This window comes from Nonomuraea sp. NPDC049607, from assembly GCF_040675375.1.
Lineage (GTDB): Bacteria > Actinomycetota > Actinomycetes > Streptosporangiales > Streptosporangiaceae > Nonomuraea.
Map to the genome: position 1 here is coordinate 22,671 of NZ_JBFAOV010000024.1, position 14,570 is coordinate 37,240.

The following is a 14,570-nucleotide window of genomic DNA, read 5'->3' on the forward strand; positions in this document are numbered from 1 at the left end:
TCTTCCGGCTACCGGCTCAGCTGGTGGAAGCCGGCGGTCGAGGCGGCCCGCATCAGCCCGTCCCAGGAGTCGATCAGCAGCGCGAAGTCCTCCATGTCCCGGCGGGCCTCCTCCAGCAACCGCGGGCGGAGGCCGGTCAGCCGGTCGGCGATCGAGGCGTAGCGGCCCCCGAGCCGCTGGAAGGACCGTTCTAGGACGTCAAGGCGTGCCACGTTCTCCGACACGTCCAGCGCGGTGGACTCCCGGACGAGCTCGGCGACGAGGGAGGCGCGGACGGCGCCGTCCTGGTCGAGCAGCGTCGTGCCGGCCGCACCCATCCTCGTGTAGATCCAGTTCAGGTACAGCATCGACAGGAGGAACTTCACGAACGCCATCTGGTAGGACGTGAAGCCGGAATCCGTCCGCCGTTCCCCGGTGTGGAAGTTCACGATGTTGCGGTTGTGCAGGACGCCCGGCAATCCCGCGGCGTGGACCAGGTGGATCAGGAAGTAGTCGCTGCCGATGGTGTCGGTCGCGGGCAGCAGCGGGACACGTTCGTGCACCTGGAAGAAGCTGATGTTGCACATGTCGACCCGCATGGGATCGACGCGGCCGAGGACGGACCGGTCGTGGGTGAACGCCTCCGTCCCGGCGCCCTTGAACGACTCGTCGACCAGCTCGCGCTTCTTCTCCTCGGGCCAGGTCAGGGGAGCCCAGAGGGCGACGATGTCGTGGTAGAGGCCCTGGTGGAGCCGGTGCATCTCACCGAGGTCCACGGACATCTCCCCGATGAAGGAGCCGCCGACCAGCACCACCCGCCTGTCCTCGTGGCAGGGCTCCAGCGCCGTCCGCGACACGTGACGCGCGGCGTCGGACGTGCGTTTCCCGAGGGACAGGAGCTCCTGGTGGACGGGGAAGACGGGCCGGCCGTTCCGGAGCTGGTAGCGGCTGTCGGAGTCCCGGCGGTGGACCGACTCGCACCCGAGCGCGCGGGCGATCAGGAAGGCCCTGTTGGTGCAGGAGCCGTACGAGACCCCTTCGGGCAGCATGAGCGCGAGGACACGTTCGGCCTGCGCCTGCTCGGAGCGGCGGATGATCTCCCGTAGGAAACCGCGCTGCTCCGCCTCGTCCAGGTGATGCACGGTCACGTCGGGCGCCTGGCGGGTGTCGCGTACGGTTCGTGCGTGCTCCGCGAAGGCCTCCCGGCCGGAGGAGTCCAGGATCAGCACGTGGACGTCCACGTCGAAGTGCTCCGCCGCGTGGGCGGCCTCCTGGCTCAGCGCCGACACCATGGCGGTGCAGGCCCTGTTGGTGGGCAGGGTCAGGCAGATCCTCCTGCGCATGCGCTTCCTCCAGTCGAGCGTAGAGCCGGTCCCGCGGTCCAAGAGGTGAGCCCCAGCAGCCGTTCGCCGAGCTCGTTGAGCTTCGCCGGGCCGTACCTGAGCGACTCGTGCAACGTCGCGTCGCCGACCAGCGTCCTGTTCCATTCCGGCGTGCTGAGGGTCCGCCAGGACTTCACCCTGGAAGTCCTCAGGGCGTGGTGCGACTCCAGGGCGGGCATCATGGCCAGGTACTGGACCGCCCGGACGCCGCACTGGGAGCGGTTGGGCGCGACACCGTGTGCCAGCATGCCGTCCCAGATCAGCAGGTCGCCGGCCATGAGCTCGGGCCTGGCCAGGGGGAACCTGTTCCGGTCGGCGTTGGGCCGGTAGGGGTCGCGGTCGTCCGGCTGGTCGAGCTTCCACGCGTCGAACTGGCGGAACAGGTCCGGCATGCAGTGGAAGCCGCCGAGCAACTGCTCGGTGTCGGTGAGCGCGATGAGCCCCTGGACCCTCTGGGGCGGCACGCTGCGGGTGGAGTCCACGTCCCAGTGGAGCTCTATGTCGAACCCCCTGGTCGTGGGGGCGACCAGCCTGCGGTCACGGTTCTTGACGTTGGGCGGGTTGAGGTTGAGCCGGTCGAGGGTGACCCAGAGCTCCGGGCAGTCCCACACGTCGACGAACGCGTCGTACACCCGCTGGGTCTGGCGGCTGTCCCACATGAGCTGGTGATGGTAGGCCTCGACGAAACCGTAGACGTACAGGTCCCGTTCCAGGTCCGAGCGGAACTCCCGGTAGGCGTACCAGCTCTCCGGCTTGTCGGGGTCGAGGCCCTGGAAGTCCCAGGCGAACCCCAGCAGGCGGAGGGCGGCCTCGGTGGTGATCGCCCGATTGACCACCACATAGCCGTTCGCCTGCCAGAAGGCGAAGTCCTCGGCCGAGAGCACACGAAGCGGCAGGGATTTCTTGAGGTCCTTCAGCGGCGTGGGCGCGACATATGTCTCACCGTCCGTGCTGAGGTACGCGATTTCCGAAACGGCTCGGTACGGCTGTTCTTCTGGCGCGGGCATGTGGCGACTCCAAGGTGTGCGTCGTCTTATGAACCGAATCGTGTTGAACGACGTGCCCTCGACGCTTGTTCGAGAAATTCGGCGCTTCCGCCACCGGAGGAGCGGCCGGCCGGCTTTCGTTTCCGGCTGTCCGGTGTCGCTGCTGCGCATTTCGTGCGTGCGCAAAGTTAACTACGCATCCAGGTCCTGGACACCCCTACGTGCCGTGCTCACCCCTACACGGGACGGGTGTATCCGGCCAGGGACGGCCCCTCGGACTTTCGGCGCCGTCGCCGGGCGGGGTGGGCCTGTCAATTCACCGGCTTCTTGGAAATCGGTGCACATAAGGAAAGAGCGGGAGAACGGAAGTTGCGCACACGGTACACGCCGGATCGCGGGGTGTGATCAGGCGTCGGGGGCTCGTCGGTGCTTCCCGGGCCGGCGTCCCTGATCTGTCCCGGTTGTCACCGCCCGCCGCGGCCCGCACGTCCACGCGACCGTCGCGTTCGCCCATATCAAGCACCCGGCCGTACCCGATGGGAGCGTCCACGATCGGCCGAAATCCGCAGGCGGAGCCGTTCAAGATCTTTAAAGATCGGTGTTGTGGATTGTGACCGGGTCCGTTGACAAGGCGAGCGATAGCTTGAAATATCAATCTGGTGTTTGAGTTGACGGGGTCGGCTTGGCTGCGGCTCGGCGGTGGAGCATGAAGGACTGCCATCAAGGGGGACAACCTTGCACGTGGGACGCTCAGCGCACTATGCACTCCGCTTGACGTACCTCATTCGCCCCCGTATTTCGCGGTGAGCGTGTGAAATCATGCATTTAATCGAACGCGAGTACGAGGTCGAACTGCTCAAATATGCCTTGGCCGAGAGCGACGAAAGACGGGGGCATTTCGCTCTCATCGTCGCTCCGACGGGCTTCGGGAAGACGCGCCTGTTGCACGCCCTGAACGACCTGGCGATGGAGTCGGACATCACCTGCATCAGCGCCACGTGCCTGCGGGACGAGCGCGCTGTGCCGTTCGGCCTGGTCAACCAGCTCTACCAGGAGCTGCGCCTGCTGGGCCTGACGGAGGGGTCGACCTCGCAGCGAGGCGGCGGCGAGGCCGAGGAGTCGGGCTCGCTGGACCTGGCCTACGAGTTGTGGAATGCGATGGCCGGTTATGCGCGGAACCGGACCCTGCTGATCGCGGTGGACGACGTGCAATACGCGGATTCGCCGTCGCTGCGAATCCTGCATCATTTCGTGGGGCGTATGCACAACGCCAGGATTTTCCTCGCGTTGACCGCGAACGAGGACGCGACCGGTGTGGCCAGCCGGGTGGAGACCAATTTCCTGTACCACCCGCTGTGTGTGCGCGTCCGGCTGAACCCGCTTTCTCCGGCCGGCGCTTCCCAGATGCTCGTCCAGGACGCCGAAGGGAAATCGGACGAACAATTCGTGGCCGACATGCATCAGCTCACCGGCGGAAATCCGCTGCTCATTCGCGCGCTGATCGAGCAACGGCAGCACGTCGACGGGGACATCTTCGCCGGATCGCTGAGGACGCTGCTGCACCGAAGCGGGCCCACGGCGTTGAGAACGGCTCAAGGAGTCGCCGTCCTGGGCAGCGCGTCCACGCCCCATCTGCTGGCCGAGATGCTGGAGATCGAGATCGCGACGGTCGAACGCATCCTGCAGTGGCTGGAGACCGTCGGCGTGCTGGAGTCGACCCGGTTCCGACATCCCGTCGCCAGGACGGCCGTCCTCGCCTCGCTCGAACGCGCGGCCTCCCAGGATCTGCACTGGCGGGCGGCGAAGGTGCTGTACTCGGCCGGCTGCCACGCCGGCCTGGTGGCCGAGTACCTGCTCGAAGGCGGCGGCCAGCGCGCCGGCTGGGCGCTGGACGTCCTGCGCGAGGCCGCCGACCAGGCCATGGCGAGCCACGAGTTCAACCTCGCGGTGAAGTACTTCCGGGTGGCCGCCGAGCTGTGCGGCGACGGCGACCAGCGCGTACCGATCACGATGTCGCTGGCCAAGGCCGAATGGCTGCTGAACCCCGCCAGGGCCATCAGCCACACTCCGCTGCTCCTCCAGGCCGCCGAGGACGAGCTGCTGCGGGAGAGCGAGATCCATTGGCTGCTCATGTGCATGCTCTGGCACGGCCGCACGGCCGAGGCGGCGCAGCTCTACGAGCGGCTGAGGGCGATGTTCCAGGAGTCGGAGGGGAGTCAGGCGCGCGTCGGCGTCTGGTACCGATCGGCGAGCGCATGGCTGGCCAGCACGTACCCGCCCCTGCTCCGGATGGTGCGAGGGGCTCACGACCCGGCGTACCCGACCGGCGTCCCCCAGGCGCAGCACGGCGAGGACCTGCACGAGCGCGCGGTCGTGGCGCTCAGGAGCAACCTGCGGCACGAAGAGGGCGAGACGGCGCTGAAGACGGCGGAACGCATCCTGCAATCCGTGCAGCTGGACGAATGCATGGTGGAGACCGTCGAGTCGGCCCTGTTCTCGCTCGTCTACACCAACCAGGCCGAGCAGGCCGACGCCTGGGCCGAGGCCCTGTACGGCCGCGCCGAGCGACATCGCGCGCCGACCTGGATCAGCGCGCTCGCCGCCTTCCGCGCCCACATCGCCATCACCATGGAGGACCTGCCGCTGGCGGTCGAGCACGCCCTGAACTCCCTCCAGATGTTGCCGGCCCACTGCCTGGGCGTCCGCGCGGCGCTGCCGCTGGCCAGCCTCATCGAGGCGAACCGGCAGATGGGCAGGCCCGACCAGGTCGAGCGCTACATCCACCGCCCCCTCGCCAAGTCCGTCTTCCAGACCAGGTACGGGCTGCACTACCTGACGGCGCGGGCGAGATACCTGGCCAGCATCGATCAGCCCGACGCGGCCCGCCGCGACATTCTGAAGTGCGGCAAGCTGATGTGCGACTGGGGGCTGGACAATCCGCTGCTGTCCCCGTGGCGTCTGGACGCGGCGGCGATCTCGGTCGAGCTGAAGGACAACGCCTACGCGCTCGCCCTGCTGGACGAGCACGGCTCCCGGTGGCATGCCGAGACGCCGTGGATCAAGGCGGCGTCGTTGACCGTCCTGGCCTCGACGGAGGAGGTCAGCAGGCGGCCGCGGCTGCTGCGCCAGGCCATCGACATCCTGCTGGACGCCGGCCGCGACGTGCAGCTGGTGAACGCGCTGATGCAGCTCGGCTACTCGCTCGCCGTGCTGGGCGAGGCGGACCAGGCCAGCCTGGTGATCCGGGAGGCCGACAGCCTCGCCAAGAAATGCAAGGCCGCGCCGGTCAGGAACGAGGTGTCAGTGATCGCCGAGAACAGCTTCAACGTCGTGAAGAACACCTTGACCCCGTCGGAACACCGGGTCGCCCTGATGGCGGCGCTGGGATACACCAATCGGGAGATCTCCAGCCGGATGCACATCACCGCCAGCACGGTCGAACAGCACCTCACGAGCACGTACCGGAAGCTCAACGTGAAGGGCCGCAAGGACCTGCCGCTCCTGCTCTCCAGCTCGTAGGGGCGTGCGCCCGGGGCCGGTCGAGAGGTCAGGCGGAGGTCCTGTGATCGGGGACAGGGTTCTCGCGCTTCTCGATCGCCTGGGCGAAGTGCAGCCAGGCTTCGGCGCTCGCCCGCGCGACCCGCGCCAGCCGGGTCGCGCAGTGCGGCGGCACGCTGTCGCTGAGCATGGTCCAGTCGCTCGTCCGTGAGGCCATCTGCGCGATGTCCAGCAGGCGGAGGATCGTGCGTCCCCTCTCGCTCATCCGCAGCGACGGGTCGCGTCTGAGCTGTTCGAGCACGGTGGCGATCTCCTCCGGCGGCGCGCTCTGGGGCGCCTTGCGCGGCTGGTCGGCCTGCTGGACGTCGTCGTCGCGCAGCTTGCCGGGGACCGGGTCCTCACCGCGGCGCACCCGTTCGCGGACGTCCCTCGCCGTGGCGAGCGCGATCCCCGCCGCCTCGGCGATCTCGCGGAGGGGGGCCGAGGGCCGCTCGGCCATCAGCCGTCCGGCCAGCTGACGCCCTTCCGACGTGCTCAGGGGACGGGTGCGCCCGTCGCGACCCGTGCGGGCGTTCAACTGCTGGGAATTGCCAGTTGAACGCCTGCGGATGGAGGCGACGGTCGTGTGCGACAGGCCGCTCAGCTTGGCCACCAGCCGATCCGACCAGTCCGAGTGGGAGACGAGGATGCGAGCGGCCGCGGCCGTGCGGTCGGCCCGCGACAGGGGCAGGCCGTGCGCCGAGTTCAGCTTCACCGCCAGCACGAAGGCGTCGTGGTCGCTGCCGTCGAAGAATCTGGCCCTGATCGTGGTGCCGCCACGCAGGCGCACCGCGTTCAGCCGATGCATGCCGTCGATGACCCGCATGGTGGGACGATGGACCACGATCGACGGCAACTCGATGTCGAGCTGGGCCAGCGCGCGCACGTGCAGCGGATCCTGGCCGGCGATCCTGGGCGAGTCTCCCGGCCGCAGGACGGTGACGGGGACGAGCTCGGACTCCTCCGACAGGCTGCCGAGGAACGGATCCGTCTGCTGCGTCACCTGAATTTCACGTTCCGTGTCCGCCGGCGAGCCTGGTTCCGCGCCTTCCTGCAACGTCGCGATGGTGTTCTCGCTCGACGCCGCCAGAGGGTCGAACGCTATCCGTTGCACACGTTCGGAGCAGAAATCGACCCTCTCGGCGAACGTATGCATTTGCCGAATCCTCCCCGTATGAAGACGCTGTGGAGTAGGCGCGTCACCGGCTGGAAGCCGGCCACAGGGGAGAGCGAGGCGGAGGTCGGCCGCTCCCCGGGCCGGTCCAACCATGTGAGGTGACTATTCGATCAGTATAGTTAAGACGCGCAATTTGCCCAGTCAATCGCCGAACTTTCTTCGGCGGCCTGCCGTGCCAAGGCGCGCGACATAACTGACACCCTACTTTGGGGTGTAAACAGTGGTCAGGACGATGTCCGCGGAATAAACACGCGACTTACACAATATGAAGGTCCGTGACCCGCCGGAGTTTTGGTTGAGCCGAAATGCGTCAGGCTTTTCCGCTGCTTCACCGGGCCCCGTAGTCGGCCTTCTTCCGGCGCAGCCCGATGATGACCAGAACGCCCGCCAGCACGGATATGGCCATGCTGGAGACGGCGGCAATGTGCATGCCGTCGACATACGCCGCACGCGCGGCGGCCCGTAAAATCTCGCCGGATTCTCCGGACAGCTTTTCCGCCGTCGCCAACGCGCCGCCGAGGGTTTCCCGCACCGCCGCCGGCGGCACTTCCGGCATTCCCGTCAGGTCGGACCCGAGCAGCGAGCTGCGATAGACCGCCAGCCCGATGCTGCCCAGCACGGCCGCGCCGAGCGCGGCTCCGAACTCGGTGCTGAACTGGAACGTCCCCGAGACGGCGCCGGCCTTGGAGCGCGGCGCCAGCGCGACGACCATGTCGGAGGTCACCGCCGAGGCCGAGCCGATGCCCCAGCCCAGCAGCGCCGTCGCCGCGACGAGCGTCACCGGGTCCGGTTGCGCGTCCAACCGCACGACCTGCAGGAACCCCACCGCCATCGAGAGCATGCCCTGGCCGATGATGAACCCCGGCCTGACCTGCCGGGCGATGCGGGCGGCGAGCGTGGCCCCCAGGATGGAGGTGACGGCCGCGGGCGAGGTCGCCAGGCCCGCCACGACCGGCCGCAGGTCCAGCACCAGCATCAGGTACTGGGTGAGGAACAGCGTCGTCCCGACGAGGGAGAACATCGCCACTGCCGCGGAGGTCAGGGAGAGGCTGAACCCGACGTTGCGGAACAGGCTCAGATCCACCATCGGCGCCGCCAGCCGCCGCTGCCGGCGCAGGAAGAGCGTCAGGAAGACCGACCCCACCGCGGCGCCGGCCACACAGGCGCGCAGGTCCCCGCCGGACGAGAGCTGCTTGATCGCGTACACCAGCGGCAGGGCCGCCAGCAGGAAGAGTGTGCCGCTCGCGATGTCGAAGGACTTGCTCGCATCGAGATCGGGGCTCTCGGGAATCAGGAACGGCCCGACGACCAGCACCAGCGCGACCAGGGGAACGTTGATGAGGAAGATGGATCCCCACCAGAACCTCTCCAGCATCCAGCCGCCGACGATCGGGCCCACCACACTGCCGACGGAGAGCGTGGCCGCCCACAGGGCGATGGCCATCTGGCGTTTGCGGGTGTCGGTGAACATGACCCGGATCAGGGCGAGCGTGCCCGGCATCAGGCTGGCCGCGGCAAGGCCCTGCAACCCGCGCGCGACGATGAGGAACTCCGCGCTGGGGGCGAAGGCGGCGCCGGCCGAGGTGATGCCCAGCACCGCCGATCCGGCCAGCAGCAGGCGCCGCTGCCCGATCCGGTCACCCAGGTTCCCCATGGGGAGCAGCAGCCCGGCCAGCGCGAACGTGTAGATGTCCACGATCCACAGCTGCTCGACCCCGCTCAGTCGCAGGTCGGCCGTGATGGCCGGGAGCGCGAAGAACAGGACGGTGACGGTGGTGGAGGTGATCAGCAAAGGCAGCATGAGGACGGCCAGCCCGGCCCACTGCTTTCCTGCCTTCTTGCCTTCGCCAACGACGTTCACGTTTTGTCTCCGAGCACGGTGATGTCAGGGAAGCGCTGTCGTGAGGGGCGCCTGTGGCGGCGTCGCATGAATCAGATCACAAAGCCGCCCGAAAGTCGCTACCCGCCCAGCGACCTGAGCCAGTCGTCGATCGCCGCAGCCGTGGTCGGGGCCTCGCTTTCGAGAACCGTGAAATGGTCACCTCTGACTTCGCACAAGGTGTGTTCGCCCGGCCAGGTGGCCCGCCACTGCCCTGTCCGGCGTCGTTGTCCGTCGGGGCCCGACGGCAGCGGAGTGTCGGGGGCGAGGCAGAGAACCGGCGTCTTGACCGGTGCCGGGCCGGTGTGCTCGAAGAGCTCCTTGGTCAGGCGGTAATAACGGCCCATCGCGGCCATCCTGGCGTCGGTGAACGGACCGAAACGATCCTCGCGCTCGAACATGCCCTCCGTCATCGCGTCGCCTATCTCGTCGACGACGGTGAGATCGGGGAACGTGTCCAGCAGCACGAGCCCCTCCGGATGGAGGCCGATGCCCTCCAGGTGGGCCGCCGCCGCATAGGCGAAGTTCCCGCCGGCGCAGTAGCCCAGCAGCGCGAACGGTCGCCCGCCGGCCGCCTCGGCCGCGCACTGCGCCCAGAAGCGGACCACGGCGTCCACGCTGTCGGGCAGCGGCTCCTCCGGCGCGAATCCCGGCACGGGCAGCGCGTAGAGATCGCGGACGCCCTGGAACCCGGCCGCCAGCCGCGCGAACTGCGCCGCCCCTCCCAGCGCCACCGGGGTGCTGAAGCAGAACAGCCGGGGCGACTCGGGCCCGGACGCCAGCAGCAGCGGCGCCGGGGCCTTGGCGGGCGTTTCCCCGGCCCGGAAGGAGGGACGCAGCTTCGCCACGGCCTCCAGCATCGCGATCGCCTCGTGCAGCTTGCCGCCGGCGGTCGCCTCGTGCAGCAGCGTGCTGAGTGAGCCGTTGCCGTTAAGGGCGGAACCGGCACCGTCCTGCCCGTAGAGCTCCGCCAGGAGATACCGCGCCAGGTTGGCGGGGGTGCGCTGGTCGAAGACCAGGGTGGCCGGCAGGCGCAGCCCGGTGATCCGGTTCAGGACGTTGCGCAGCTCCACCGCGCCCAGCGAGTCGAAGCCGACTTCGAGGAAGTTCTTGTCCGGCCCCACCGCTTCGACACCGGCCAGCCCGCGGATCTTCACGGCCTCCGCCCGGATGTGGGCGACCAGGGCGTCCTGCCGTGCGGCGGGGGACAGCGGGTCGAGTCTCCTGCGGAGGTCGGTGTCCTGGGCGCCGGCGGCGGCGGTGGTGTCGGTCGCCAGGGCCTGCGCGTACTCAGGGACGGCCGACACCAGAGGGCGGGGGCGCGACAGGGAGTAGGCGGGGGCGAAACGGTCCCACTCGATGTCGGTGACGACGTGCTGCCGATCGGGCGCGGCCAGGGCATGGGAGAGGGCCTCGGCGGCCAGGTCGGGCGGCATGATCCGGACGCCGATCCTGGCCAGCCGATCGCCGACGGCGGCGTCGACCATGCCGCCGCCGCCCCAGGCGCCCCAGGCGATGGACGTGGCGGGCAGCCCGGCGGCGCGCCGGTGCGCCGCGAAGGCGTCCAGGAAGGCGTTGGCGGCGGCGTAGGGGGCCTGGCCGTGCTGGCCCCAGACGGCGGCGCCGGAGGAGAACAGGACGACGACCTCCGGGGAGTGGTCGCGCAGTACCTCGTGCAGGGCGAGCGTGCCCGAGACCTTCGGGTCCGCGATGCGGGCGACGTCAGCCAGGGTCTGCTCGGTGATGAGGCGGTCGGGCGCGGCGACCCCGGCGGTGTGGATCACGGCCGTCAGCGGATGAGGCAGGCGGTCCAGGGCGGCGCGCAGAGCGTCGGGATCGGTGATGTCGCAGGCGACGACGCTCACCGTGCTGCCTGTCGCGGACAGTTCCGCCTGGAGGTCGCCGGCGCCTTCGGCGTCGGGGCCGCGCCGGCTGAGCAGGATCAGGTGGTCGGCGCCCTGAAGGGCCAGCCGGCGGGCCAGCTGCCGCCCGATGCCCCCGGTGCCGCCGGTGATCAGGACGGTGCCGTGCGGACGCCAGGGAGCGGAGTCCCGGTCGTCGGGCAGCGCGCGGATCATACGACGGGCGTGGGAGGCATGGGCGCGGACGGCGATCTGGTCCTCGCCGCCGGCGCCGGCGATCGCCGCCCGCAGGCACGCCAGGTCCTCGGGGTCGGGCAGGGCGGGCACGTCGACGAGGCCGCCCCACGTGGCAGGCTGTTCCAGGGCGGCGACCGTGCCCAGGCCCCACAACCACGCCTGGCCCGGGTCTCTCACCTCGTCGGAGGCGTGGACGGCCACCGCCCCGGAGGTCACCACCCACAGGGGCGCGGTCGTGCCGGCGTCGGACAGGGCCTGCATCAAGGTGACGGTCGCGGCCGCTCCGCGGGTCAGGGGCGGGAACTCCGGATGTGCGTCCTGGTCGAGGCCGAGCAGGGAGAGCACGCCGGTCACGGGGGCGTCGGAGCAGGCGTGCCGGATCTGCTCGGCGAGCCGCGTGCGATCGGCGTCGGCCAGCTCGACGGTGACGAGCTGGGCGCCATGGGCGGTCAGGTCGTCGGCGATCCGGCCGGGCAGCGGGTCGCCCGCGGTTCCGGCGGTGACGGCGACGAGCCATCGGCCCAGGCCGGACGGGTCGCCGACGGGAGAAGGGGGCACCGGGTGCCAGGCCATCTCGTAGCGCCAGCGTCGCAGCACGCTCTCGTCGCGCTGGCGCTGCCGCAGCCGGGTCAGCGCGGGAACGACCGCGTCCACGGCGGAGGCGTCCACGTCCAGGCGCCGGGCCAGGTCGCCGGGGGAGGCGTCCCGCAGCATGGACCAGAACCCGTCGTCGTCCGCGGCCCTGGCCGCGGCGGAAGGCCGCAGCCAGTAGCTCTGGTGGCGGAAGGCGTAGGTCGGCAGGTAGGCCACGCCGCCATCGGGCGGCAGGACGGCCGGCCAGTCGACGAACGTGCCATGGGCGTGCAGTTCACCCATCGACAGCAGGAACCGGCGCCCGCCGCCCTCGTGACGGCGCAGCGACGAGTGCGCGCGAGCGTCGGCGCCGCTCTGCTCGATGGTCTGCTGGACGCTCATGGTGAGCACGGGATGAGGGCTGACCTCCAGGAAGGTGTGGTGCCCGTCGGCCAGCAGACGCTGGATGACAGGGTGGAACCGCACCGGTTCACGCGCGTTGCGGTACCAGTACTCGGCGGTCAGCTCGGCGCCGTCGATCGGCGCGGCGGTGACGGTGGAGTAGAAGGGCACGCGGGCCGGGTGGGCGGCCAGGGGCCCGACGAGGTCCAGGAACTCCTGCCGCAGCGGCTCGACCTCGGCGGAGTGGGACGGGACCGTCGAGGTCAGCGAGCGGGCCTGGATGCGCGCGGCCCGGCAGCGGGAGACGAAGTCGGCCAGCGCCTGCGGGCTGCCGCACACGGCCGAGGCCGTGGGGCTGTTGGTCGCGCTGACGGTCACCGGGACGCCCCAGTCGGCGATGACCTGACGCACCCGGAGCTCGCCCAGCTCGACCGCCGCGATGGCGCCCCGGCCTGCCAGCCGGTCCGCGAACAGGCGGCTCCGCCCCACGATGAGGCGCACGGCGTCGGGCAGGGACAACGCCCCCGCCACGCACGCGGCGGCCAGCTCGCCCTGCGAGTGGCCGACCACCGCCACCGGGCGCACCCCCACCGACTCCCACAACGCCGCCAGCGACACCATCATGGCGAACGTCAGGGGCTGCAGAACCTCGATCCGCTCCAGATCCGGCGCGCCCGGGGCCTGGCGCAGCACGTCCAGCGGTTTCCAGTCGACCAGCTTCTCGATCTCGGCGAAGCAGTCGCGGAGGCGGGCGGCGAACACGGGGCTGTCCTCCAGCAGCTCCAGGCCCATTCCGGCCCACTGCGAACCCTGTCCGGGAAAGACGAACACCGCGTCGCGCCGCCCTCCGGCGGCGACCCCCTCGACGACCGACGCGTGCGAGCGGCCCTCGGCCAGCGCCGTCAGGCCCGCCAGCAGCTCCGTCCGGTCCCGGCCCACCACGACCGCCCGGTTCTCCCAGTGCGTACGCCGGGTCGCCAGGGCGTGCCCGATCGGCTCCGGCTCCAGCTCCGCGTGCTCGCGCACGTGGGCGGCCAGGCGTCCGGCCTGAGCCCGTAAGGCCCGTTCGCCCCGGCCCGACACCGTCCACGGCACTGTCCACGGCACCCGTCCTGGCGCCATGACACCGGAGGCGTGGGAGTCTGCGGGCGGATCGGGGTCGGGGGCCTGTTCGAGAACCAGGTGGGCGTTGGTGCCGCTGACCCCGAAGGACGACACTCCCGCCCGCCGCGGCCTGCCCCGGTCCGGCCAGGGCCGGCCCTGCTCCAGCAGCCGTACGGGCCCGTCGCCCCACTCCACGTGGTGGGTGGGAGCCGACACGTGCAGGGTCCGCGGCAGGTGGCCTTCCCGCAGGGCCATGACCATCTTGATCACACCGGCGACGCCGGCGGCCGCCTGGGTGTGCCCGATGTTCGACTTGACCGATCCCAGCCACACCGGCTCCGCCGCGTCGCCGTCGTGCCCGTAGGTGGCCAGCAGCGCCTGCGCCTCGATCGGGTCGCCCAGCGCGGTGCCCGTGCCGTGCGCCTCCACCACGTCCACCTCGGACGCCGACAGCCGGGCGTCGGCCAGGGCATGACGGATGACGCGTTCCTGCGACGGGCCGTTGGGCGCGGTCAGCCCGTTGCTGGCGCCGTCCTGGTTGACCGCCGATCCCCGCACCACCGCCAGCACCGGATGCCCGTTGGCGCGGGCGTCGGTCAGCCGTTCCAGCAGCACCATCCCGACGCCCTCGGAGAAGATCGTGCCGTCGGCGTCGTCGGAGAACGCCTTGCAGCGGCCGTCTCGGGCCAATCCTCCGAGCTGGCGTCCGATGTCCACGATCTGCGTGGTGGAGAGGATCGTCACGCCTCCGGCGAGCGCGAGCCTGCTCTCCCCGCGCCGCAGCGACGCGCACGCGAGGTGCATCGCCACCAGCGAGGACGAGCACGCGGTGTCCACCGTCAGAGCCGGCCCCTCCAGCCCCAGCGTGTACGCCACCCGCCCGGACATCACCGAGCTCGACGTCCCCGTGCCCAGGTAGCCTTCGGTGCCCTCGGGGAAGGGGCCGCCGCCGATCCCGTAGTCGTTGCCGAACGCGCCGACGAACACGCCGGTCGCCGTGCGTCGCAGGGTGTGCGGGTCGATCCCGGCCCGCTCCAGGGCCTCCCAGCACACCTCCAGCAGCAGCCGCTGCTGGGGATCCATGGCCAGCGCCTCCCTCGGGGAGATCCCGAAGAACGCCGCGTCGAACCCTCCCGCGTCCCGCAGGAAGCCGCCTTCCAGGACGTAGGGGAGGCCGTCGGGGGAGTCGTCCATCGTGGTCCTGAGGCTCCAGCCCCGGTCCTGCGGGAAAGGCCCGACCCCCTGCCTGCCCTCGCTCACCAGGCGCCACAGGTCCTCGGGAGAGCCGACGTCGCCGGGGAGCCGGCAGGCCATGCCCACGATCGCGATCGGTTCGTGCTCCTTCGCGTCGAGCTCACGCAGGCGCTGGTTGGCGTGCTGGAGTTCCTCGGCCACCTGGCGCAGATACTTGAGGAGTTTTTCTTCGTCAGCCATTTGCCGCCTCCTCCGCGC

The 14,570-nt window shown here is 70.2% G+C and carries 6 protein-coding genes; 1 reads left to right on the plus strand and 5 read right to left on the minus strand.

Going from position 1 to position 14,570, the window contains the following annotated elements:
- Nucleotides 1–8: 8 nt before the first annotated feature.
- Complete coding sequence (locus AB0J97_RS35360; protein ID WP_364097019.1) at nt 9–1,322, minus strand: DUF6271 family protein; 1,314 nt, start codon at nt 1,320–1,322, stop codon at nt 9–11.
- Nucleotides 1,301–2,368 (minus strand): phytanoyl-CoA dioxygenase family protein, encoded by a 1,068-nt coding sequence (locus AB0J97_RS35365; protein ID WP_364097022.1) that lies wholly within the window; start codon nt 2,366–2,368, stop codon nt 1,301–1,303. The genes AB0J97_RS35360 and AB0J97_RS35365 overlap by 22 nt, the downstream gene beginning before the upstream one ends.
- A 798-nt stretch (nt 2,369–3,166) precedes the next feature.
- Here AB0J97_RS35365 and AB0J97_RS35370 point away from each other — a divergent pair.
- Complete coding sequence (locus tag AB0J97_RS35370) at nt 3,167–5,866, plus strand: AAA family ATPase (protein WP_364097025.1); 2,700 nt, start codon at nt 3,167–3,169, stop codon at nt 5,864–5,866.
- Between the two features lie 28 nt (nt 5,867–5,894).
- Here AB0J97_RS35370 and AB0J97_RS35375 read toward each other — a convergent pair whose 3' ends face one another.
- From AB0J97_RS35375 to AB0J97_RS35385, 3 genes are all read right to left on the minus strand, one after another.
- Nucleotides 5,895–6,887 carry a cell cycle transcriptional regulator TrcR gene (locus AB0J97_RS35375; RefSeq protein ID WP_357709621.1) on the minus strand — a complete coding sequence of 331 codons (993 nt, stop codon included), beginning with the start codon at nt 6,885–6,887 and terminating at the stop codon, nt 5,895–5,897.
- A 502-nt stretch (nt 6,888–7,389) separates the two neighbouring features.
- The gene (locus AB0J97_RS35380) at nt 7,390–8,922 is read right to left on the minus strand and encodes an MFS transporter (protein WP_364097028.1); all 1,533 of its coding nucleotides are present in this window, start codon (nt 8,920–8,922) and stop codon (nt 7,390–7,392) included.
- A 98-nt stretch (nt 8,923–9,020) separates the two neighbouring features.
- Nucleotides 9,021–14,552, minus strand: a complete 5,532-nt coding sequence (locus tag AB0J97_RS35385) for a type I polyketide synthase (protein WP_364097031.1) — start codon at nt 14,550–14,552, stop codon at nt 9,021–9,023.
- Nucleotides 14,553–14,570: the final 18 nt, after the last annotated feature.

Bases quoted from the DNA above. Each gene is read 5' to 3' on its own strand.
- AB0J97_RS35360 (WP_364097019.1), bottom strand. From the start codon at position 1,322: ATGCGCAGGAGGATCTGCCTGACCCTGCCCACCAACAGGGCCTGCACC.
- AB0J97_RS35365 (WP_364097022.1), bottom strand. From the start codon at position 2,368: ATGCCCGCGCCAGAAGAACAGCCGTACCGAGCCGTTTCGGAAATCGCG.
- AB0J97_RS35370 (WP_364097025.1), top strand. From the start codon at position 3,167: ATGCATTTAATCGAACGCGAGTACGAGGTCGAACTGCTCAAATATGCC.
- AB0J97_RS35385 (WP_364097031.1), bottom strand. From the start codon at position 14,552: ATGGCTGACGAAGAAAAACTCCTCAAGTATCTGCGCCAGGTGGCCGAG.